The following is a 23,856-nucleotide window of genomic DNA, read 5'->3' as shown; positions in this document are numbered from 1 at the left end:
CGGCGTTACCGGCGTTTGGCCGCGGCCAGCCGGGCGGCGAACTCGGGTGACTCGATGGACGTGGCCTGCGGGCCGATCTCCACGTCGACGGCCGCCCGGTGCTGGTCGCTGTCGACCGTGCCGGGGTTGGCGGTCGCCCGCATCGACGCCTTCGTGGCGATGACGACGTCGCGGGGCGCCGAAGCCGGGCCCGCAGCGAGGGCGCGCGCCGCCGCGACCGCATCGTCGGCCACCTCGAGCGCCAGCCCGTGGCGGACGGCGGCCTCGGCGTCGAAGCGCATGCCGAACAGCAGCGCCGCCCGCGCGGCCTGCGGCCCGACGGCGCGGTTGAGCATCCACGTCGCGCCGCCGCCGGGATGGATGCCGAGTTTCTGGAACCGGGGATCGAACAGCGCCGCCGGCCCGGCGATGCGGACGTCGGCGGCCAGCGCCAGATTGAGCCCGGCGCCGACGGCTGCCCCGTTGACGGCGGCGATGGTGGGCAGTGCGCAGTCGGCGATCGCGAGAAAGCCGTCGTAGATGCGGCGCAGCCCGTCCTCGGTGGCCTCGCCCAGCGCGGTCAGGTCGGCGCCCGCGCAGAACGCCTTGCCCGCGCCGGTGACGATCACGGCGTGGACGTCGTCGTCGGCCTCGGCGGCGTCGACGGCCCGGCGCAGGCCGGCGGACATCTCGAAGGTGACCGCGTTGCGGCGATCGGGATCGTTGACGGTGATCAGGGCGATGTGGTCGGCGACGTCGACCAGGACCGGGTTGGACACGGCTGTGAGCCTATTCGCACCCGCTTTTTGCCACTGTCGAGTGGCTGCGTCGACCGGCCGGAGCAATGTAGTATCCACCCATGAAGTTAGCGGGACTCACCAAGGGACTGACCACCGCGGTCGCGGGTGCGGCGATCGCCGTTGGCCTGGCTGCGCCCGCGATGGCGCAGCCCGAACCGGACACCGCATTCGCCAAGCGCCTTCAGGCCTACGGCATTTACGGTCAGAAGGACTACAACGCCTGGATCGCGAAGATCGCCTGCAAGCGGCTGAACCGCGGCGTCGACAAGGACGCCGTGCAGTCGGCGAAGTTCGTCTTCGACCAGTTGCAGAGGGGCAGCACCACCGAGCAGTCGTGGCAGTTCCTCGGTGAAGCCATCCCCGTGTACTGCCCGAACCAGATGGTGGCCCTGCAACGGGTCGCCGACCCGGCGGCCCCCGCACCGGCACCGGTGCCGGCAGGCCCCCCGCTGCCGGCCGAGCGCTGACGTCAGGAAGGTAAGACAGACATGCGTAAGAGCATTCGCTCCATGGTCCACTCCGGGATGGTGGCGGTCGCCGCCGCCGGCCTGATGACGGTCGCGCCGGGCGTCGCCTCCGCGGACGCCACCGACGACTATCCGATCCCGAACCGGATCCTGCGGACGCCGTGCACGGCCGAGCAGATCCTGGCCGCCGCCCGCGACGTCGAACCGGTGTACTACGAGCGGTACATGATCGACTACAACAACAAGTCGCCCGAGGTGCACCGCGCGGTCCAGGACCGCATCCACTGGTTCTTCTCGATGGACTACAAGGGCCGTCGCCAGTACTCCGAGGACACCGTGACCAACGCGTTCTACGAGCAGCTGCACTGGAACTGGCCGAACTGGGCGAAGATCTTCTTCAACAACAAGGGCGTCGCCGCGCACACCACGGACATCTGCATGAACTACCCGCCGAACGACATGTCCGTCTGGGTCTGGTAACAACCCGAGCCACCAAGAGATCCGCCCGGCCGTATGGCCGGGCGGATTCTTTTTGCGCTCAGTGCAGCGGGGTCCACCGCAATCATGTGCGCCACAACGAGAACCGCCCGGTCGGATCGACCGGGCGGATCTCGTTTCGGGTGTCGCTCAGACGGACGTGAAGTTCTGCGGCGACTGCGGCCACGCCGTCGGGACCGGCCGCTGCCGAACCCGTTGCGGCCACCAGAACCACGGCCCGAGCAGGGCGGCGATCGAGGGCATCATCAGCGACCGCACGATCAGCGTGTCGAACAGCAGACCCAGTCCGATTGTCGTGCCCACCTGACCGATCACCGTCAGCTCGCTGACCGCCATCGATATCATCGTGAACGCGAACACCAGGCCGGCCGAGGTCACCACCGAGCCGGTGCCGCCCATCGATCTGATGATGCCGGTGTGCAGTCCGGCGTGGATCTCCTCCTTGAACCGCGACACCAGGAGCAGGTTGTAGTCGGCGCCGACGGCGAGCAGGATGATCACCGCCATCGCCATCACCATCCAGTGCAGTTCGATGCCGAGCAGGTGCTGCCAGATGAGCACCGACAGGCCGAACGAGGCGCCGAGCGACAACACCACCGTGCCCACGATCACCGCGGAGGCCACCACGCTGCGGGTGATGATCAACATGATGATGAAGATCAGTGCCAGCGCGGCGATCCCGGCGATCAGCAGGTCGAAGTTGTTGCCGTCCTGCATGTCTTTGAACGTCGCCGCGGTGCCGCCGAGGTAGATCGTCGAGCCCTCCAGCGGAGTGCCCTTGACGGCTTCCTTGGCTGCCAGCTTGATGGCGTCGATGCGCTTGATGCCCTCCGGGGACATCGGATCGCCCTCGTGGGAGATGATGAAGCGCACCGACTTACCGTCCGGCGAGATGAACTGCTCCATGCCGCGCTTGAAGTCCTCGTTGTCGAAGATCTCCGGTGGCAGGTAGAACGAGTCGTCGTTCATCGACGCGTCGAAGGCCTCGCCCATCGAGTTGTTCTCGTCCTGCATCGCGGCCATCTGATCCTGCATGCCCTTCTGGGAGGCATACATGGTCAGCATCATGGTCTTCATCGTCTTCATGGTCTCGATCATCTCGGGCATCATCGTGACCAGTTGCGGCATAAGGGAATTCAGCCGCTCCATGTCCGGCATGAGCGCCTTGATGTCGTCGGTCATCACGTTGATGCCGTCAAGGGTGTCGAAGACCGAGCGCAGCGCCCAGCACACCGGGATGTTGAAGCACTTGGGTTCCCAGTAGAAGTAGTTGCGGATCGGCCGGAAGAAGTCGTCGAAATCGGCGATGTGATCGCGCAATTCCTCGATGTCGACGACCATGCCCTTCATCTTGGTGACCATGCTGTGCGTGGTGTCGGCCATCTGGGCGGTGAGGTTCTGCATCCGCGTCATCGTGTCGATGGTGGATTGCATCTCGTCGGCCTGCTTGAGCATGTCGGCCATCCGGTCCTGCAGATACTTCTGGTTCATCTGCTGGGTGGTGCCCTGCATGCTGATCTGAAACGGGATCGACGTGTGCTCGATCGGCTTGCCGTCCGGCCTGGTGATCGCCTGCACGCGCGCCACGCCGGGCACGCGGAAGATGGCCTTCGAGATCTTGTCGATCACCAGGAAGTCCGCCGAGTTACGCAGGTCGTGGTCGCTGGAGATCATCATCAGCTCGGGATTCATCCGGGCCTGGTCGAAGTGCCGGTCGGCGGCCGCGTATCCCTCGTTGGCCGGCAGGTCGGCGGGCAGGTAGTGCCGGTCGTTGTAGTTGGTCCGGTACCCGGGAAGCGTGAGCAGGCCGATCAGCGCGAGGGCGACGGTGCCGATCAGGATGGGACCCGGCCACCGCACCACTGCCGCCCCGACCTTGCGCCAACCACGGGTCCGCAGTGCGCGTTTCGGCTCCAGCGCCCCGAACTTGCTGGCCACCACGACGATCGCCGAACCCAGTGTGAGCGAGGCGACCACCGCGACGACCATGCCGATCGCCAGCGGGACGCCCAGGGTCTGGAAGTAGGGCAGCCGGGTGAAGCTCAGGCAGAAGGTGGCGCCGGCGATCGTCAGGCCGGAGCCGAGCACGACGTGGGCCGTGCCCTTGAACATCGTGTAGTACGCGGTCACCTTGTCCTCGCCGACACTTCGCGCCTCTTGATATCGGCCTATCAGGAAGATGGCGTAGTCGGTGGAGGCGGCGATCGCGAGTGTGACAAGGAGGTTCGTCGCGAACGTGGAGAGTCCGATGATCTCGTAGTAGCCGAGGAAGGCCACCACGCCGCGGGACGCCGCGAGCGAGAGCACGACCATCACCAGGACGAGGATCAGCGTCATGATCGAGCGGTAGACCAGCAGCAGCATGATGATGATGACCGTGAACGTGACCGCCTCGATCAGTTGCATGCTGCGGTCGCTGGCGATGTGCTGGTCGGCCGCGAGTGCGGCCGGGCCGGTCAGGTAGGCCTTCACCCCGTCCGGCGGCGGAATGCTGTTGATGATCGCCTGGACCGCGTCCACCGACTCGTTGGCCAGTGACTCGCCCTGGTTGCCCGCCAGCTTCAGCTGGACGTAGGCGGCCTTGCCGTCGCTGCTCTGCGCGCCGGTGGCGGTGAGGGGGTCGCTCCAGAAGTCCTGCACGGACTGGACGTGGGCGGGATCGGCTTCCAGCTTGTCGATGAGCTGGTCGTAGTAGGCGTGTGCGTCGTCGCCGAGTGGGTTCTCGCCCTCGAGGACGATCATCACCTGGCTGTCGGAGTCGCCTTCCTCGAAGACCTTGCCCACCTGCTGCATCGAGATCATCGACGGGGCGTCGTCCGGGCTCATCGACACCGCGCGCAGCTGCCCGACCTCTTCGAGCTGCGGGACGACGACGTTGACGACGGCGATCACGGCGATCCAGGCGAGGATGATCGGCACCGCGAAGGCGCGGATCATCCTCGGGATGAACGGCTGCGAAGGGCGTCGGGCGGGCGGGAAAGCGTCGGTGGGCGCGTCGTAGGTGGGTGCGCTCATGCCGATTTCACGTAGCAGAAGGTCTGGGCGTTCACGCCGCTGGAAGTCCTCTCGTCTTTCACGACGTCATCGACGATGACTCGGCAGGAGATGAAGTCACCGTCGCCCTGGGCGACGATGTTGGGAGCCGCCGACGGAGCGGTCGTCTCCAGGGTCAGGCTCCAGGGCAGCGCTGCCCCGTCCACCCGCTGGTGCTTGGCGTCCAGGTCCAGGTAGTTGATGTCGGCGTAGCTGCCGTTGCCGGAGATCTCGTACCGGACGACCTTCGGGTCGAAGGGTTCGGGGTCGTCGGCGAACACCTTGGGTGTCACCGTCACGCCTTCGGCGCCGAAGAATCCCCGGATGCGGTGCACGGTGAATCCGGCCACCACCACGACGATCATGATGAGCAGCGGGATCCAGATCTTCTTGACGATGTCGACGGCCGTCGGCCGCCGCTTGGTCGGCTTCTGGTGCGACGGCGGCGCCGGCGCGGTCGCCGGTTGCTGCCCGACCGGCGGCTGGCTCACCTGTCCGGGACCGTCATAGGTGACGTTGTCCGTCCGAGACATGGTGACCCCTTACATTTCGACCCGATGAATGACGCCAGACAAACAGTCGTCGCGACAGAGATTAGCCTATTTAACTTGTCGTCCGGAAAACAGACGTGCCCGGCTACTGTGCGGTAGCTCACGAGATCCTGTGAGTGTGATGTGGCTCACACTTCGCACCTGGTCGATCGCCTGGTGCCGTGCCTGATGAGCCCTGTATCCGCACGCTGAACGGTGGGTGCAGATTACACGGGACCGGTGGCTGCGACCGGGCTACGTCCCGGGGGCGCTTTGCTGGTCAGGCGGGATGCAGGCTGACGGCGATCCCGGAATAACGCACCATCCCGGTGACCACGTCGATGTCGTCCTTACTGGTCAGCCGGTTGACATTGCAGTCGTGGTGACCGTGCGGAATCGAGACCACGCCCGTCCGGACCGAGTCGTCGAGCTTCGCGATGCCGGTGACCTCGCCGTTCGCGCTGCGCACTGTGACGCGTCCACCGCTCACGACGCCCGCGGCAGCGCCGTCATCGGGATGGACGATGATCTCCGCCGGCTCGCCGAGGAAGTCGAGTTGTCCGTTGAGCTTCTTGCGCTGCCGACGCGGGACCATCATCAATTCGGGCGGCGGCTCGAGGCCCGCCAGCTGCGCGACGAGGATCGGCGGAGCCAGTCGCCAGCCGCCCATCCGGTCGATGTGCCGGTCCACCCACTCCGCGGGCAGCTCGCGGGGGGCCTCCGCCCAGCCGGTCGCGACCACCTCGTCGAAGGGCGTCCGGCCGCCGGCCAGCAGGACGGCGAGGACGTCGTCGTCGGTACTGGTGTCCGGATTGGCGAGCGTGCCGACGTCGTAGCCGAGGCGCCGCGCCAGATCGGCGAACACCCACCACATCGATCGCCGCTCGCCGACCGGCCCCACAACGGCATGGGTGTGCTGGACCGACACCCGCGAGCTCAGGATGTCGTGCAGGGTGATGTCCGGACGTTCGAGCGGGTCCTTGGTCGGCAGGACGTGCGTCGCCAGCCGCGTCGTCTCGTTGTCGATGATCTCCGTGGTGGCGAAGACCTCGAGATTCTGCAACGCGGGGATGAGCTTTCCCGTCTCGGGGAAGCTGGTGACCAGACTGCCGCCCACGTTGATCAGCGCGCGGATGTTGCCCGCCTCGATCTCGTCGGGAAGGACCGCGCACGGCCATTCGTTGATGAACGCCTGCGCCTCCGGCCGGCTGCGCGGACCCGGGCCGAACGATCCCTCGATCGGGGTGATCGGCAGCAGATCACCGAAAGCCTCGAGTTGATAGGCGAACCCGGGGTGGAACCAGGTTCCGCCCGGCCGGTTCATCGCGCCGGTGAGGATCATCAGCACCCACGCCAGCCACTGGGTGACGTTGGCGCGCTCGGCGGTCATGGTCACGCCGGTCCCGGTCTCGATGGCGACGCACCTGGCGCCGCGGACCGCCCTCGCGAGCCGCATGAGGTCGGCTTCGGTGACGTCGGCGTACTTCGCCGTGTGGGCCAGGGTGAACGGCTCCACCGCCGCGGCGAGCTCGTCGATGCCCTGAACGGGGACATCGGGTTTCACGCCGTCGCGCAGGACCTCACGCACCAGGTGGGCCAGCACCGCGTGGTCGGTGCTGGGACGCGGCGCCAGGTGGCCGGTCGCCAGACGGGCGGTCTCGGTGCGCCGCGGGTCGATCACCCACACCTGTCCGCGTGCGGCGATGTCGCGCACGGTGCCCGTCGGGTTGGGCATCGAGATGGCGTGGCCGTGGGAGACCACCGGGTTGGCGCCGACGAGCAGCAGGAAGTCGGTGGTGTCGAGATCCGTCCGGCCGGACAGCCCCATGAATCCGCCGACCAGATCCGACACCAGCGGTTTGGCGGTGCCGTCGATGGTCAGCGGGCTGAACTTGGCCGGGGTGCCGATCGCCGCGTGCAACGCTTCGGCCATCCGGAAACCGGCGCTCTCCATGGTGCTGAAGTAGATGCCGACCGAGCCGGGGCCGTGCTCGTCGATGATCGCGCGCAGGCGGGTGGCCAGGTCATCCAGACAGGCGTCCCAGCTGACGTCCTGCTGGCGTCCGTCGATCCGCATGCGGGGCCGTTCGAGGCGGTCGGGATGGTGGTGCAGCAACGGCAGTGCGCGTCCCTTGGCGCATGTGTAGCCCTTGGAGAACGGATGCTCCTTGTCGCCGCGGACGCGCAGTACCTCGTCGCCGTCGACATCGACGAGGATGCCGCAGACGGATGTGCAGACCCGGCAGAAACTGCGGACGGTGTGCATGTCGGGAAACGTACTCTCGCCTGGCGGGAAGGGATGTGCATTTGAAGAGAACGGCTACGCAAAAACGAGAATGCGGTTTCCGTGGACCGCCCGGCGAATGGGAAGCGCCCCCGGCAGGGATCGAACCTGCGACCAACCGCTTAGAAGGCGGCTGCTCTATCCGCTGAGCTACGGGGGCAGCGGAGCTACTTTAACGCCACGGGCACTCCGGCCCGGTGGGGTGAAGGATTCGCGCGAGGCGCCTCGCCACCGCCATGAAAGCCGCAGCACCGGGACTACCCGCGGACTAGCGTGTTGGCAGCGGTCACAGGCGATGAGGGGGGACAGCGTGGCGACGAGCGACGTGCCGGAACCGGACACGGCGGCACTGCCCGAGGAACTGAGCCCGTTCGACCAGATCCTGCACCGCGGCGAGGCCAATCCCCGCACCCGCTCGGGGATCCTGACCGTCGAGATCCTCGACGTCACACCGGATTGGGACCGGTTCCGCACCCGCTTCGAATACGCCTCCCGCAAGGTGTTGAGGCTGCGCCAGAAGGTCGTCACCCCGACCCTGCCGACCGCGGCCCCACGCTGGGTCGTCGACCCGGACTTCAATCTCGACTTCCACGTGCGCCGGGTGCGGATCCCCGACCCGGGCACGATGCGCCAGCTGATCGACCTCGCCGAGATCGCCCTGCAGTCACCGTTGGACATCTCCCGGCCGCTGTGGACGGCCACCCTCATCGAGGGATTGGAGGGCGGTCGTGCCGCGACGATGTTGCACTTCAGTCACGCGGTGACCGACGGGGTCGGCGGAGTGGAGATGTTCGCCAGCGTCTACGACCTGGAACGCGATCCGCCGCCGCAGCAGGCGCCGCCGCTTCCCATCCCGCAGGACCTCTCGCCCAACGACCTGATGCGCGAAGGCGTCAACCGGTTACCGCTGTCGATCCTCGGCGGTGTCCGCGGGGTGCTCGGTGGCGCCCTCGGGGCCGTCGGCAAGGTGGTCCGCGACCCGGTGTCGACGGTCGGCGGGGTGGTCGACTACGCCCGGTCCGGCGCGCGGGTGGTGGGCTCGGTCGCGCAGCCCTCACCGCTGCTGCGGCGGCGCAGCCTGTCGACGCGCAGTGAGGCGATCGACATGGTGCTCAGCGACCTGCACAAGGCGGCGAAGGCGGCGGGCGGTTCCATCAACGACGCCTACCTGGCCGGCGTGTGCGGCGCGCTTCGCCTCTATCACGAGGCGTTCGGGATGCCGGTCGCGACGCTGCCGATGGCGGTCCCCGTCAGCCTGCGGTCGGATGCAGACCCGGCGGGCGGCAACCGCTTCGTCGGGGTCAACCTGGCTGCGCCGATCGGGGTCACCGACCCGGTGGCGCGCATCGGCAGAGTCCGGGCGCAGATGACCCGCAAGCGTGAGGAGCGTGCGCTCGACATGGTCGGCGCCGTCGCGCCCGTGGCGAGCCTGATGCCCGATTCGGTGCTCGAAGCCATGGCCGGGTCGGTGGTGAACTCCGACGTGCAGGCGAGCAACGTGCCGGTGTACGCGGGGGACACCTACATCGCCGGTGCGAAGATACTGCGCCAGTACGGAATCGGGCCGTTGCCCGGAGTGGCGATGATGGTGGTGCTGGTGTCCCGCTCAGGGTACTGCACCGTCACCGCCCGATACGACCGGGCGTCGGTCAGAGACCCGGACCTGTTCGCCCGCTGCCTCATCGACGGTTTCGACGAGGTGCTCGCGCTGGGCGGCCCGGGCCGGGCGTCACCCGCATCGGTCGCCGACCGGTCGAAGGCATCGTCGAATGGGAGCGCACAGCAGTGACGGCGGACGAGCAGCAATCCGACCCGCGGACCATCCGGCTGCCGGGATCGGTGGCCGAGATCATGGGCGGCCCCGGCGGCCCGGAGATCGGCGCCTTCTTCGACCTCGATGGCACCCTGGTGGCCGGATTCACCGGCGTCATCATGACCCGCGAACGGTTGCGCCGTCGGCAGATGGGCGTCGGCGAGTTCATGGGCATGGTGCAGGCCGGGCTCAACCACCAACTGGGCCGCTCGGAGTTCGAGGATCTCATCGGCAAGGGTGCGCGAATGCTGCGCGGCAGTTCGCTGTCCGACGTCGACGAACTGGCCGAGCGACTGTTCGACAAGCACGTCCGCGACCGCATCTACCCCGAGATGCGCGACCTCGTACGGGCGCACATGGCACGCGGGCACACCGTGGTGCTCAGCTCGTCCGCGCTGACGGTCCAGGTGGAGCCGGTCGCCGAGTACCTCGGCATCGAGAACGTGCTCAGCAACAAGTTCGAGACCGACGAGAACGACTGCATCACCGGCGAGGTGACTCGACCGATCATCTGGGGTCCCGGGAAGGCCAGGGCCGTCCAGGCGTTCGCCGCCCGCAACGGCGTCGACCTCGCCAAGAGCTACTTCTACGCCGACGGCGACGAGGACGTCGCGCTGATGTACCTGGTCGGCAATCCGAGGCCGACCAATCCCGCAGGCAAGCTGGCGGCCGTGGCCGCCAAACGGGGGTGGCCGGTGTTGCGGTTCACCAGTCGCTCCGGCAGCAGCCCGGTTTCGCAGTTGCGCACGGTCGCGGGCATCGCTTCGCTGGTGCCGGTCGCCGCGGGCGCCGTCGGATGGGGTCTGCTCAATCGCAACCGGCGCAGCGGGGTGAACTTCTTCACGTCGGCGTGGAGCCGGCTGGTGCTGACGACCGCCGGCATCAACCTCAACGTGCTCGGGCGCGAGAACCTGACCGCGCAGCGGCCGGCGGTGTTCATCTTCAACCACCGCAACCAGGCCGACCCGCTGATCGCCGGCCGGCTCGTCGAGACCGACTTCACCTCGGTGGGCAAGAAGGAGCTCGAGAACGACCCGATCATCGGCACCATCGGCAAGGTGATGGATGCGGCGTTCATCGACCGCGACGACCCCAAGAAGGCCGTCGAGGCGCTGCACAAGATCGAAGAACTCGCCCGCAAGGGACTTTCGATCCTCATCGCACCCGAGGGCACGCGCCTTGACACCACCGAGGTCGGCGAGTTCAAGAAGGGGCCGTTCCGGATCGCGATGTCCGCAGGCATCCCGATCGTGCCGATCGTCATCCGCAACGCCGAGGTGGTCGCCGCGCGCGACTCCAGCACATTCAACCCAGGCACCGTGGACATCGCGGTGTACCCGCCGATCTCGACCGACGGCTGGACGGTCGAGGACCTGCCCGAGCGCATCGACGAGATCCGCAAGATCTACCTCGACACGCTGAAAGCCTGGCCGCACCAGGAGTTGCCGACGCCTGCGCTGTACAAGCGACCGGCCGGGCAGTCCCCGGAGAAGCCCGAGAAGAAGGCCGCACCGGCGAAGAAGGCAGCGCCTGCGAAGAAGGCCACTGCCGGGAAGAAAGCCGCGCCTGCGAAGAAGACGACTGCCGCAAAGAAGGCGGCGCCGACGAAGAAGGCTGCCGCACAGAAGAACCCGGGCGCGAAGAAGCCCGGTGCGAAAGGCCGCCCGTGAAACGCCCAGCCGACTACTTCGACAGCTTCACCACCACCGACGACGCGCTGGTGCTGGCTGCGGCCTCCTCGCCGGCGGAGGTCCAGTTGCTCGAGGACTGGCTGCAGGCCCAGCGCCGTGACCATCCCGACGTGCGCGTCGAGGTGTTGCAGCTACCCGTCGTCGAGGACCCGCCGCCCGGCGTGCTGGCCCGGTTGGTCTCCGAACTCGAGGCCGACCAGGACCGCACCGTCGTGCCGGTGCGGGTGTTCTGGGTGCCCGGCGGCCTGCCGACCCGCTCGAAGGTGGTCTCGCTGATCTCCGGACGCGACACCTACCGCCCGCCGGAGATGCTGCAGCGGCGCATCCTGAAAAAGGATCCGTCGCGGGCCCGTGTGGTGGCCGGCGAGCCCGCCAAGGTCTCCGAGCTCCGGCAGCAGTGGAGTGACACGACGGTCGCGGAGAACCCAAGGGACTTCGCGCATTTCGTGCTCCGCCGGGCGGCGCTGGCCATCGAGCGGGTCGAGTACCGCCTTCTGGGTCCCGAGTACAAGTCGCCGCGACTGGTCAAGCCGGAGATGCTGGCATCGGCCCGGTTCCGGGCCGGACTCGAGCAGATCGACGGCGCCGACCTCGAGAAGGCCGGCGCGATGCTCGACGAGATGGCCACCGGGTGGAGCAGAGTGTCCATCGACCTGATCCCCGCGCTGAGCCGCGCCATCTTCAGCCGCGGTTTCGATCCGCGCATCGACTACGACCGCGAACAGGTCGAGACGATGCGGCGCAACCTGGAGAACCATCCGGCGGTGATGCTGTGGTCGCACCGGTCCAATCTCGACAACCCGGTGCTCACTGTCGCGCTGTACGAGAACCGGCTTCCGCCGGTGAGCACGTTCGGCGGCATCAACATGGACTTCCCGCCGCTGGGGTCGCTGCTCCGCCGCTCCGGGGTGATCTTCATCCGGCGCAACATCGGCGACAACGCGCTGTACAAGTACGTGCTCAAGGAATACATCGGCTATGTCGTCGAGAAGCGGTTCAACCTGAGCTGGTCGATCGAGGGCACCCGGTCCCGGACGGGCAAGATGCTGCCGCCCAAGCTGGGCCTGCTGTCCTACGTCGCCGACGCATATCTCGCGGGACGTACCGACGACCTTCTGCTGCAACCGGTTTCGATCAGCTTCGACCAGCTGCACGAGACCGCCGAGTACGCCGAGTACGCCCGCGGTGGAGAGAAGGCCGCCGAGGGTGTGAGCTGGCTGTACAACTTCATCAAGGCCCAGGGCGAGCGGAACTTCGGCAAGATCTACGTCCGCTTCCCCGAGGCGGTGTCGATGAAGCAGTACCTCGGCCCGGCGCACGGTCCGGCCGCCGAGGACCAGGCCGTCAAACGCCTTGCGCTGCAGAAGATGGCGTTCGAGGTGGCCTGGCGGATCCTGCAGGTCACCCCCGTCAACGCGACCGGACTGGTGTCCGCGCTGCTGCTGGCCACCCGTGGCGTCGCGCTGACCCTCGACCAGCTGCACCACACGCTGCAGGACTCGCTGGATTACTTGCACCGCAAACAGACTCCGATGACCAACAGCGCGCTGCGGCTACGCACGCCGGAAGGAGTGCTCGCCGCGGTCGACGCACTGTCCAACGGGCACCCGGTCACCAGGGTCGACAGCGGACGGGAACCGGTCTGGTCGATCGCACCGCAGCACGAGCACCAGGCCGCCTTCTACCGCAACACCCTGATCCACGCCTTCCTGGAGACCTCGATCGTCGAACTCGCGCTGGCCTATGCCAGGCGGAGCGACGGCGACCACCTGGCGGCGTTCTGGTCGCAGGCGATGCGGCTGCGCGACCTGCTGAAGTTCGACTTCTACTTCGCCGACTCCGCGGCGTTCCGCGACCACGTCGCCGAGGAGATGTCGTGGCACGCCGACTGGGAGGAACACGTCTCGGCCGGCGGTGAGGAGGTCGACCGCCTGCTGCGGGCCAAGCGGCCGCTGATCGCCGCGGCCATGCTGCGGCCGTTCTTCGAGGCCTACGAGATCACCGCCGACGTGCTGCGCGATGCGCCCGCGGAGATCGCGGAGAAGGACCTCACGAAGCTGGCGCTCGGCCTGGGACAGCAGTATGTCGCGCAGAACCGGGTGCGCAGCACCGAGTCGGTGTCGGCGCTGCTGTTCGCCACCGCCCGCCAGGTGGCCGCCGACCAGGATCTGCTGTCGCCCGCCGAGGACCTCGATCGGCGCCGCGAGGCGTTCCACATCGAACTGTGCGGCATCCTCGACGACATGGACAGCGTCGAGCAGCTCGCACGCTCCCAGTTCGGCGAGCGCGAGGCGCAGCGCCGCTCCGGACAGGACGGCTGAGGCGGCCGACTCCGCACCTCATACCCTGGACGCATGACGACCGTGGCGGCCCGGGTGCGCACCAGCGCAGTGTGGCCGGTGCTTGTCGGCGTCGGGCTGCTGGCGGGGGCGGCCGCCGCGGGCATCGGCGCGCTGTCGCTGGCCGACGCGCTCAGCGCCACCGGGCTGCCCGATCCCGGGCCGGTCACCACCTATGGGCTGCCGTTCGTGCGGGCTGCCGGGGAGATCGCGGCGGTGGTGGCGGTCGGTGCATTCCTGTTCGCGGCCTTCCTGACACCGCCGCAGGCCAGCGGTGTGCTCGACGCCGCGGGCTACCGCGCACTGCGGCTCGGCACCGCCGCGTCGGCGATCTGGGCGCTGTGCGCAGCGCTGCTCGTTCCGCTCACGGTGTCCGACGTATCGGGGCAGCCGCTGCGCGACCACCTCGGTCCGGCTGAGATCTGGGCGGCCGCCGACCTCGTCGACGTCGCGGGCGCGTGGCGCTGGACGGCGCTGCTTGCCGCCGCCGTCACCGTGGCGGCCATGCCGGTGCTGCGCTGGTCGTGGACCCCGGCGCTGCTGGCCGGCGCGCTGATCAGCCTGGTGCCGCTGGCGCTGACCGGACACTCGTCGTCGGGCGGTGCGCACGACCTGGCCACCAACAGCCTGCTCATCCACCTGATCGCCGGCGCACTGTGGGCCGGGGGACTGCTCGCGCTGCTGGCGCACGCCCTGCGCGGCGGCGACCACGCGGACCTGGCCGCCAGGCGCTTCTCGGCGCTCGCGCTGTGGTGCTTCGTCGCGATGGCGGTCAGCGGAATCGTCAACGCGCTGGTGCGGGTGCCTCCGGCTGAGCTGGTGCGCAGCGAGTACGGCGCGCTGGTACTGGCCAAGGTGACCGCCCTGGTGGTGCTCGGCGCGCTGGGGTGGCGGCAACGAACACGCGGCGTGGCGGCGCTGCGGGCCGATCCGTCCGCCCGCGGACCCCTGCTGCGGCTCGCACTCACCGAGGCGGTGGTGTTTGGCTTGACGTTCGGCATCGCCGTCGGGCTCGGCCGGACCCCGCCGCCGTCGCTGCGCACCCAGCCGAGTCCGGTGGAGGTGGAGATCGGCTACGACCTCGCCGGCCCGCCGACCGTGGCACGCATCCTCTTCGACTGGCGTTTCGACCTGATCCTGGGCACCGCGGCGATCGTGCTGGCGGCCGTCTACCTGCTCGGGGTGCGACGGCTGCGCAGGCGTGGCGACGCGTGGCCGGCCGGCCGGACCGCGGCCTGGCTGTGCGGCTGCGCCGCTCTGCTGATCACGACGTCGTCGGGCATCGGGCGGTACATGCCCGCGATGTTCAGTGTCCACATGGTCGCGCACATGCTGCTGTCGATGTTGGTGCCGATCCTGCTGGCGCTTGGCGGCCCCACCACGCTGGCGCTGCGGGCGCTGCCGACCGCGGGCCGCGGCGCGCCCGGTCCGCGCGAATGGCTGCTGGCCGCCCTGCATTCCCGGGTGTCGCGGTTCCTGACCAATCCGATCGTGGCGCTGGTGCTGTTCGTGGCCGGCTTCTACGGCCTCTACTTCGGCGGCATCTTCGACTCCGCGGTCACCAGCCACGCCGCCCACGTCCTGATGAACGTGCACTTCCTGGTGACCGGCTACCTCTTCTACTGGGTGGTGATCGGCGTCGACCCGACGCCGCGACCCATCCCGCAACTGGGCAAGCTGGCCATGGTGTTCGCATCCCTGCCGCTGCACGCCTTCTTCGGGGTCGTGCTCATGGGCACCCAGAGCGTGCTGGCCGAGCCGTTCTACCGGTCGCTGCAGCTGAGCTGGCACACCGACCTGCTCGGCGACCAGAAACTCGGCGGCGGCGTCGCGTGGGCCGCCGGCGAGATACCCCTGGTGCTGGTCATGATCGCCCTGCTGATCCAGTGGCGGCGCAGCGACCAGCGCACCGCCAAGCGACTCGACCGCGCCGCCGACCGCGACGACGACGCCGACCTGGCCGCCTACAACGCGATGCTGGCCGAACTGGCCCGCCGCGAGGGTCGCTGACCGGCCGACCGCCGGATCGATCCACAGTCCCGGGTTCATCCCCAGCCGCCGCCCCTCCGGCGGCGGGAACCCCGCTTCCGTCGGTGCCGCTGCGGTCAATGGGGGCAGCGGCGACGCACAGCCGCCGCATCAGGAAGCGAAAGGGCACACCGAATGTTCGAGACACCGATCACCGTGGTGGGAAACATCGTCAACAACCCGGTCCGGCACCGCGCCGGTGACCAGGAGGTCATGCGGTTCCGGGTGGCCAGCAACTCGCGCCGGCGCACGGCCGAGGGCGAGTGGGAGCCGGGCAACTCGCTGTTCGTCAGCGTCAGCTGCTGGGGCAAGCTGGTGACCGGCGTTGGAGCCGCCCTCGGGAAGGGAGACGCCGTCATCGTTGTTGGACAGGTGTACACCAGCGAGTACGAGGACAAGGAAGGTGTGCGCCGGACCTCGACGGAGGTGCGCGCCACCTCGGTGGGGCCCGATCTCTCCCGGTGCATCGTGCGGATAGAGAGCCGCAGGCACCCCGACATCGCCACCGACGACCAGCAGGCACGCGGCGCCGACGGCGACGACGCCGACAGCGACGCCGCCGAGGCTTCGCCGGACGAGTCCGAGCCGCTGCCACTGACCGCTTAGCGCCATCCGGCCACGCCTAGGATGGTCCGCGAGCATCACCCGCCAACCGAAAGGCACAACCCCGGCATGGCCGAATTCATCTACACGATGCGGAAGGTCCGCAAGGCGCACGGCGACAAGGTGATCCTTGACGACGTCAACCTGAACTTCCTCCCGGGAGCCAAGATCGGCGTCGTCGGCCCGAACGGGGCCGGCAAGTCGAGCGTCTTGCGGATCATGGCGGGCCTGGACCAGGCCAACAACGGTGACGCCTACCTGGCGCCCGGCGCGTCGGTCGGCATCCTGATGCAGGAGCCGCAGCTCGACGAGGACAAGACCGTCCGTGAGAACGTCGAATCCGGCGTCGCGATCAAGGGCAAGCTCAACCGGTACAACGAAGTGGCCGAGCTGATGGCCACCGACTACACCGACGAGCTCATGGAAGAGATGGGCACGCTGCAGGAGGAGCTCGACGCGGCCGACGCGTGGGACATCGACTCGCAGCTCGAGCAGGCGATGGACGCGCTGCGCTGCCCGCCGCCCGACGAGCCCGTCACGCACCTCTCCGGTGGTGAGCGACGGCGCGTCGCCCTGTGCCGGCTGCTGCTGTCCAAGCCCGACCTGCTGCTGCTCGACGAGCCCACCAACCACCTGGACGCCGAGAGCGTGCTGTGGCTCGAACACCACCTCGCCGCCTACAAGGGCGCCATCCTGGCGGTCACCCACGACCGGTACTTCCTGGACAACGTCGCCGAGTGGATCCTCGAGCTCGACCGCGGCCACGCGTACCCGTACGAGGGCAACTACTCGACATACCTGGAGAAGAAGGCCGAACGCATCGCCGTTTCGGGGCGCAAGGACGCCAAGCTGCACAAGCGACTGCAGGAGGAGCTCGCCTGGGTGCGCTCGGGTGCCAAGGCCCGTCAGGCCAAGAACAAGGCCCGCCTGCAGCGCTACGAGGAGATGGCCACCGAGGCGGAGAAGACGCGCAAGCTCGACTTCGAGGAGATCCAGATCCCGACCCCGCCCCGGCTGGGCAACGTGGTCGTCGAGGTCGACCACCTCGACAAGGGCTTCGAGGGTCGCACGCTGATCAAGGACCTGTCCTTCTCGCTGCCACGCAACGGCATCGTCGGGGTCATCGGGCCCAACGGCGTGGGCAAGACCACGCTGTTCAAGACGATCGTCGGCCTGGAGCAGCCCGACAGCGGGACCGTCAAGGTCGGCGAGACGGTCAAGCTGAGCTACGTCGACCAGAACCGTTCGCAGATCGATCCGAAGAAGAACGTCTGGGAAGTGGTGTCCGATGGGCTCGATTACATCGAGGTCGGGCAGAACGAGGTGCCGTCGCGGGCCTACGTGTCGGCGTTCGGGTTCAAGGGCCCCGATCAGCAGAAGCCGGCCGGCGTGCTGTCCGGCGGTGAGCGCAACCGGCTGAACCTCGCGCTCACCCTGAAGGTCGGCGGCAACCTGATCCTGCTCGACGAGCCCACCAACGACCTCGACGTCGAGACCCTGAGCTCGCTGGAGAACGCGCTGCAGAACTTCCCGGGCTGCGCCGTGGTGATCTCCCACGACCGCTGGTTCCTCGACCGCACCTGCACGCACATCCTGGCGTGGGAGGGCGACGACGACAACGAGGCCAAGTGGTTCTGGTTCGAGGGCAACTTCGGCGGCTACGAGGAGAACAAGATCGAGCGGATGGGCGCGGAGGCGGCGCGGCCGCACCGGGTCACCCATCGCCGGCTGACACGCGACTGATCGCACCGTGCGGGGCCGCGGGCGACCGGGGGGCGACTAAGGTCGCTCGTGCGTGCCAGTGCCGGTGCGCACGTGTGAGTCAGGAGTGATCCGCATGACGGGACGTGGCGCCGCGCAGGACGAGCAGCCCGCAACGGAGACACCCGATCCCGACACCGCGAAGGGGTTGGCCGGCGCGTTCGTCGCCGCGTTCCGCGGGATCCACGACGAGTCGTCGGAGCCCGGCGCCGACGACCCGGCCTCCGCAGAGCGGGCGGTGTCATCGAAACTGGTTGATTCGCACTACCGGCTCGGCCGGCGTCGCTCGCCGGGCGAGACGCTGGTCGCCACCCATCCCGTCGCCGACGACGCCGGAGTCGGTCCGGCCCTGCAGATCGTCACCGAAAACGCGCCGCTGCTGATGGATTCGGTGACCGTGCTGTTGCACCGTCTCGGCGTGGCCTACCGCGCGATCATGAACCCGGTCTTCCGGGTGCGACGCAACGCTGACGGAGACCTGCAGGACATCGCGGCCGCCGACGCCGACGCCCCGAACGACGACGCCTCGATTGACGATGCCTCGGACTCCGACACTCGCGAGGCATGGGTGCACATCGCGCTCAGCGGTGAGACCGACCGCGACGCGCTCGCCGAGGCGAAGCGCCTGCTCCCGGACATCCTGGCCGACGCCCGGCAGGTCGCCCTCGACGCGGACGCGATGGTGGCCACCCTCAACGGCCTGGCCGACGAGGTGGAGGACGACTCCGGCGGCCGTTTCCCCGGCGCCGAACGCAAGGACGTCGCCGCGCTGATGCGCTGGCTGGCCGACGGACACTTCGTGCTGCTGGGGTGCCAGCGCTGCCCGGTGACCGACGGCCGGGCGTCCGTCGACCCCGACAGCAGACTCGGGGTGTTGCGGCGCCGCACCGATGTGCTGCCGCAGCTCGCCGCCGACGACGACCTGTTGGTGCTGGCGCAGGCCACCATCCCGAGCTACCTGCGATACGGCGCATACCCGTACATCGTCGTGGTGCGCGAACGCGACGGCTCCGGCAGCGATGACACGGTCGAGCACCGCTTCGTCGGCCTGTTCACGGTGGCCGCGCTCAACGCCAACGTCACCGAGATCCCGCTGGCATGCCGACGGGTGAACGACGCGCTGGCGCTGGCCAAACGCGACCCCGGCCACCCCGGCCAGCTGCTGCTCGACGTCATCCAGACCGTGCCGCGCCCCGAGCTGCTCACGTTGAGCGCCCAGGAGCTGCTCGACATGGCGATGGCGGTGGTGGAGCTGGGATCGCGCCGCCGTGCGCTGCTGTTCCTGCGGGCGGACCACCTCGCGCACTTCGTGTCGTGTCTGGTGTATCTGCCGCGCGACCGCTACACGACGGCGGTCCGCCTGGAGATGCAGGACATCCTCGTTCGCGAACTCGGCGGCGAGAGCATCGACTACACCGCCAGGGTGAGCGAGTCACCCTGGGCGGTGGTGCACTTCAACGTCCGGTTGCCGCATTCGGAGCAACCCGCCCGCGTCGACACCTCGGCGGAGAACGAGAGCCGGATCCAGGACCTGCTGACCGCGGCGGCCCGCACCTGGGCCGACCGGCTGACCGGCGCGGTGCGCAGCGGGTCGATCGCCCAGGGCACCGCCGAGCACTACGCGGTGGCGTTCCCCGAGGACTACAAGCAGGCCGTCGACCCGCTGGACGCGATCGACGACATCGCGATCATCGAGGAACTCACCGACGATTCGGTCAAGCTGGTGTTCGCCGAGGGCGGCGAGGACCGGGTGGGGCAGTTGACCTGGTATCTGGGCGGCCGGTCGGCGTCGTTGAGCCAGCTGCTGCCGATGCTCCAGTCGATGGGTGTGGTGGTGCTCGAGGAGCGGCCGTTCACGGTGAAGCGGGCCGACGGCCTCGCCGTGTGGATCTACCAGTTCCGGGTGACGCCGCACCGCAGCATCCCCGACGCGCCGGCGGGCGCCGAGCAGGAGGCGATGGAGGCCCGTTTCGCCGACGCCGTCACCGCGATCTGGCACGGCCGCATGGAGATCGACCGCTTCAACGAACTGGTGCTGCGCGCCGGCCTGACCTGGCAGCAGGTGGTCATCCTGCGGGCCTACGCGAAATACCTTCGGCAGGCCGGGTTTCCGTATAGTCAATCCCACATCGAGTCGGTGATCAACGACAACGCCGGCACCGCACGCTCACTCGTCACGTTGTTCGAGGCGCTGTTCAACCCTGGCGCAGGGCAGGACGGCGGCTCGAACAAGCGCCGCGACGCACAGAAGGCCGCGGCGGCCGTCACCGCCGACATCGACGCTCTGGTCAGCCTCGACACCGACCGCGTGCTGCGGGCGTTCGCCTCGATGATCGAAGCGACCCTGCGCACCAACTACTTCGTCACCGCGGCGGACTCGGCACGGGCGCAGAACGTGCTGGCGCTCAAGCTGAACCCGCGCCTGATCGACGAATTGCCGCTGCCGCGACCGAAGTTCGAGATCTTCGTCTACTCGCCCCGGGTGGAGGGCGTGCACCTGCGGTTCGGGCACGTCGCCCGCGGCGGGCTGCGCTGGTCGGACCGGCGCGAAGACTTTCGCACCGAGATCCTCGGCCTGGTCAAGGCGCAGGCGGTCAAGAACGCCGTCATCGTCCCGGTCGGCGCCAAAGGTGGTTTCGTCGTCAAACAGCCCCCGGACCTGACCGGTGACGCGGCCACCGACCGGGATGCGCAGCGTGCCGAGGGCATCGCCTGCTACCGGCTGTTCATCAGCGGACTGCTCGACGTCACCGACAACGTCGACAAGGCCAGCGGCGACGTGGTCACCCCGCCTGAGGTGATCCGCCGCGACGGCGACGACGCCTACCTGGTGGTGGCCGCCGACAAGGGCACCGCCACCTTCTCCGACATCGCCAACGAGGTCGCCGGCTCGTACGACTTCTGGCTGGGGGACGCCTTCGCCTCCGGTGGGTCGGTGGGCTACGACCACAAGGCGATGGGCATCACCGCCAAGGGCGCATGGGAGTCGGTCAAACGGCACTTCCGCGAGATGGGAGTCGACACCCAGAGCGAGGACTTCACCGTCGTCGGTGTCGGCGACATGAGCGGAGACGTGTTCGGCAACGGCATGCTGCTGTCGAAGCACATCAGGCTGCTCGCCGCCTTCGACCATCGGCACGTGTTCCTCGATCCCGACCCGGACGCGGCGTCGTCCTGGGACGAGCGCAAGCGGTTGTTCGACCAGCCGCGCTCGTCGTGGGAGGACTACGACACCTCGCTGCTCAGCGAGGGTGGCGGCGTCTACCAGCGCCAGCAGAAATCCATACCGGTCAGCCCGCAGGTGCGTGCCGCCCTCGGTATCGAGGGTGATGCCGAGGAGATGTCGCCGCCCGAGCTGATCAAGGCGATCCTGAAGGCGCCCGTCGACCTGCTGTTCAACGGCGGCATCGGCACCTATGTCAAGGCCGAGACCGAGGCCGACTCGAACGTCGGCGACCGCGCCAACGATCCGGTGCGGGTCAACGGGAACCAGGTGCGCGCCAAGGTGATCGGCGAAGGCGGCAACCTCGGCGTGACCTCGCTGGGTCGGATCGAGTACGACCTCGCCGGCGGGCGGATCAACACCGACGCGCTGGACAACTCCGCCGGTGTGGACTGCTCCGACCACGAGGTCAACATCAAGATCCTGATCGACTCGCTGGTCACCGCGGGCAAGGTCGACCCCGCCGACCGCACCGATCTGCTGGTGTCGATGACCGACGAGGTCGGTCGGCTGGTGCTGGCGGACAACGAGGATCAGAACGACCTGATGGGCACCAGCCGCGCCAACGCCGCCAGCCTGCTTCCCGTGCACGCCCGGATGATCAAGGACTTCGTCGCCGACAAGGGGCTCAACCGCGAACTGGAGGCGCTGCCGTCGGAGAAGGAGATCCGCAGGCGGCTGGAGGCTGGGATCGGTCTGACCTCGCCGGAGCTCGCCACCCTGATGGCCCACGTCAAGCTGGCGCTCAAGGACGACCTGCTGGTCGGCGATCTGCCCGACCAGGAGGTGTTCGCGTCGAGACTGCCGACGTACTTCCCGTCCACGCTTCGGGAGCGCTACGGCGCCGACATCCGCAACCATGAGCTGCGCCGCGAGATCGTCACCACGATGCTCGTCAACGACCTGGTCGACACCAGCGGCATCACCTACGCCTACCGCATCACCGAGGACGCCGGCGTCGGGCCGACCGACGCGGTGCGCAGCTTCGTCGCCACCAACGAGATCTTCCGGATCGGCGAGGTGTGGCGGCAGATCCGCGCCACCGACCTGCCGGTGTCGGTGTCCGACCGGATGACGCTCGATCTGCGCCGGCTGGTCGACCGGGCCGGACGGTGGCTGCTCAACTACCGACCACAGCCGTTGGCCGTCGGCGCGGAGATCAACCGGTTCGCCAAGAAGGTGGAGTCGCTCACGCCTCGCATGCGCGAATGGCTGCGCGGCGACGACGAGGCGATCGTCGACAAGGAGGCTGCCGACTTCTGTCGCAACGGCGCCTCGGAGGACCTGGCCTACATCGTGGCCAGCGGGCTGTACCAGTTCAGCCTGCTCGACATCATCGACATCGCCGACATCGTCGACCGTGAACCCGCCGAGGTCGCCGACACCTATTTCGCCCTGATGGACCACCTCAACACCGATGCACTGCTCACCGCGGTGTCGCAGCTGCCGCGCGGCGATCGCTGGCATTCGTTGGCGCGGTTGGCGATTCGGGACGACATCTACGGATCGCTGCGGGCGCTTTGCTTCGACGTGCTGGCCGTCGGTGAGGTCGAGGAGAACGGCGAGGAGAAGATCGCCGAGTGGGAGGCGACCAACAGTTCACGGGTTGCGCGGGCGCGGCGCACCCTCACCGAGATCTACGAGGATGACGAGCGCGATCTGGCCACGCTGTCGGTGGCGGCGCGCCAGATCCGCAGCATGACTCGCACGAGCGGAACAGGAGCCGGATGACGGCAGTAGGGTTCACCGCACCGGTGCATGTGCGCTGGTCGGACATCGACATGTACCAGCACATCAACCACGCCACCATGGTCACCCTCCTGGAGGAGGCGCGGATCCCGTTCCTGCGCGAGCCTTTCGGCGACAACATCACGACCATCGGACTGCTGATCGCCGAGGTGAACATCGTCTACAAGGGTCAGCTGCGGCTGGTGGATTCGCCGCTGCAGGTGACGATGTGGTCGAAACGCGTTCGCGCGGTGGACTTCACGGTGGGGTACGAGGTGCGCTCCGTCGGCGCCGCGCCGGACTCCAAGCCGGCGGTGATCGCCGACACCCAGCTCGCGGCCGTGCACATCCAGGAGCAACGGCTCGAGCGCCTGACCAGCGCGCAGAGGGATTACCTGCAGCGTCATCTGCGATGAGTGCGCACGAACGCGGCATCTGGCTTGACGACGCCCGGCACCGCGACGACCTCGCCATCTTCGTCGACCGTGCGCTGCGCCTCGACGAAGCAGCCGTCATCCGGTTGCGGGAACGCTCACCCGACCACATCGTCGCTTGGGTGGCAACCGGTTTCGACGTGCTGGCCAGCCGGGTGGTCGCCGGGCGGGCGCGGCCCGCGGACCTCAGTGCGGGCGCCGACGCACTCGCTCACGGCTTGACTGCGGCGGGTGCCGACGGGTTCGTCGACACCGGATTCCCGATGGACTCGGCGTGGCGGGGCGGGCTGCCGCCCGACAGCGGCTTCGTCCATCTCGACGACGTGCCCGCCCGGGCGGTACTGGACTTGGCGGCCCGCGGCGCCGAACTGGCCAAGGAGCACAGCAGCGCCCACGGCCCGCCCGCCTCGCTGCTCGACCAGGAGGTGGTGGCGGTCAGTTCGGCCGACGACAGCGTCGGCATCCCGATGCGGTGCGTCTTCGCGCTGACGGCGATGGGATTCCTGCCGCAGTCGGGGGAGGCGGTGGCCGCCGACGAGATCGTCCGGGTCCGGGTGCTGCCGACGTGGCTGCGCATCGACGCCCGCTTCGGATCGGTCTACCGCCGCCGCGGCGATCCCGCCCTGGTGCTGCGCTGACGCCGGG

Annotated in this window: 15 protein-coding genes and 1 tRNA gene; 11 read left to right on the top strand and 5 right to left on the bottom strand. The window is 68.5% G+C overall.

Annotated elements, in window-relative coordinates:
- Positions 1-5 precede the first annotated feature (5 nt).
- Positions 6-758: an enoyl-CoA hydratase gene (locus tag O6P37_RS07325; protein WP_269893431.1), complete on the bottom strand. Its 753-nt coding sequence runs from the start codon at positions 756-758 to the stop codon at positions 6-8.
- Between the two features lie 80 nt (positions 759-838).
- On the opposite strand from O6P37_RS07325, the gene O6P37_RS07320 reads away from it, so the two are divergent.
- Positions 839-1,246, top strand: coding sequence for a DUF732 domain-containing protein (locus O6P37_RS07320; RefSeq protein WP_269893430.1), 408 nt, complete (start codon positions 839-841; stop codon positions 1,244-1,246).
- A gap of 42 nt (positions 1,247-1,288) precedes the next feature.
- Complete coding sequence (locus tag O6P37_RS07315) at positions 1,289-1,726, top strand: DUF5078 domain-containing protein (RefSeq protein WP_408633130.1); 438 nt, start codon at positions 1,289-1,291, stop codon at positions 1,724-1,726.
- Positions 1,727-1,873: 147 nt separating this feature from the next.
- Here the strand turns inward: O6P37_RS07315 and O6P37_RS07310 are convergent, their stop codons facing one another.
- The 4 genes from O6P37_RS07310 to O6P37_RS07295 all read right to left on the bottom strand — a co-directional run bounded on the left by O6P37_RS07310 (position 1,874) and on the right by O6P37_RS07295 (position 7,751).
- Positions 1,874-4,759, bottom strand: a complete 2,886-nt coding sequence (locus O6P37_RS07310) for an MMPL/RND family transporter (protein WP_269893428.1) — start codon at positions 4,757-4,759, stop codon at positions 1,874-1,876.
- Positions 4,756-5,142 (bottom strand): MmpS family protein, encoded by a 387-nt coding sequence (locus O6P37_RS07305; RefSeq protein ID WP_264015602.1) that lies wholly within the window; start codon positions 5,140-5,142, stop codon positions 4,756-4,758. Before O6P37_RS07305 ends, O6P37_RS07310 begins: the two co-directional genes overlap by 4 nt.
- A gap of 445 nt (positions 5,143-5,587) precedes the next feature.
- A complete protein-coding gene (locus tag O6P37_RS07300) occupies positions 5,588-7,573 on the bottom strand; it encodes a molybdopterin-containing oxidoreductase family protein (RefSeq protein ID WP_269893427.1) in 1,986 nt (661 codons plus the stop codon).
- Positions 7,574-7,678: 105 nt separating this feature from the next.
- Positions 7,679-7,751, bottom strand: a tRNA-Arg gene (locus O6P37_RS07295).
- A gap of 150 nt (positions 7,752-7,901) precedes the next feature.
- On the opposite strand from O6P37_RS07295, the gene O6P37_RS07290 reads away from it, so the two are divergent.
- The 9 genes from O6P37_RS07290 to O6P37_RS07250 all read left to right on the top strand — a co-directional run bounded on the left by O6P37_RS07290 (position 7,902) and on the right by O6P37_RS07250 (position 23,849).
- A complete protein-coding gene (locus O6P37_RS07290) occupies positions 7,902-9,380 on the top strand; it encodes a wax ester/triacylglycerol synthase family O-acyltransferase (RefSeq protein ID WP_269893426.1) in 1,479 nt (492 codons plus the stop codon).
- A 62-nt stretch (positions 9,381-9,442) separates the two neighbouring features.
- Positions 9,443-11,074 (top strand): HAD-IB family hydrolase, encoded by a 1,632-nt coding sequence (locus tag O6P37_RS07285; RefSeq protein ID WP_408633129.1) that lies wholly within the window; start codon positions 9,443-9,445, stop codon positions 11,072-11,074.
- A complete protein-coding gene (locus tag O6P37_RS07280) occupies positions 11,071-13,416 on the top strand; it encodes a glycerol-3-phosphate 1-O-acyltransferase (protein ID WP_269893424.1) in 2,346 nt (781 codons plus the stop codon). Before O6P37_RS07285 ends, O6P37_RS07280 begins: the two co-directional genes overlap by 4 nt.
- A gap of 33 nt (positions 13,417-13,449) precedes the next feature.
- A complete protein-coding gene (locus O6P37_RS07275; RefSeq protein WP_269893423.1) occupies positions 13,450-15,444 on the top strand; it encodes a cytochrome c oxidase assembly protein in 1,995 nt (664 codons plus the stop codon).
- Between the two features lie 153 nt (positions 15,445-15,597).
- Entirely contained in the window at positions 15,598-16,068 is a 471-nt protein-coding gene (gene ssb / locus O6P37_RS07270; RefSeq protein ID WP_269893422.1) for a single-stranded DNA-binding protein, read from the top strand.
- Positions 16,069-16,134: 66 nt separating this feature from the next.
- Positions 16,135-17,808, top strand: coding sequence for an energy-dependent translational throttle protein EttA (gene ettA / locus O6P37_RS07265; RefSeq protein WP_269893421.1), 1,674 nt, complete (start codon positions 16,135-16,137; stop codon positions 17,806-17,808).
- Positions 17,809-17,902: 94 nt separating this feature from the next.
- Positions 17,903-22,780, top strand: a complete 4,878-nt coding sequence (locus O6P37_RS07260) for an NAD-glutamate dehydrogenase (RefSeq protein WP_269893420.1) — start codon at positions 17,903-17,905, stop codon at positions 22,778-22,780.
- Complete coding sequence (locus tag O6P37_RS07255; protein WP_269893419.1) at positions 22,777-23,193, top strand: acyl-CoA thioesterase; 417 nt, start codon at positions 22,777-22,779, stop codon at positions 23,191-23,193. The genes O6P37_RS07260 and O6P37_RS07255 overlap by 4 nt, the downstream gene beginning before the upstream one ends.
- Positions 23,190-23,849, top strand: coding sequence for a hypothetical protein (locus tag O6P37_RS07250; protein ID WP_269893418.1), 660 nt, complete (start codon positions 23,190-23,192; stop codon positions 23,847-23,849). The genes O6P37_RS07255 and O6P37_RS07250 overlap by 4 nt, the downstream gene beginning before the upstream one ends.
- Positions 23,850-23,856: the final 7 nt, after the last annotated feature.

Source organism: Mycobacterium hippophais (genome assembly GCF_027529605.1).
GTDB classification, from domain to species: domain Bacteria; phylum Actinomycetota; class Actinomycetes; order Mycobacteriales; family Mycobacteriaceae; genus Mycobacterium; species Mycobacterium arseniciresistens.
The sequence above is the reverse complement of the archived record's forward strand: the minus strand, read 5'-3'. Positions and strand labels throughout refer to the sequence as shown.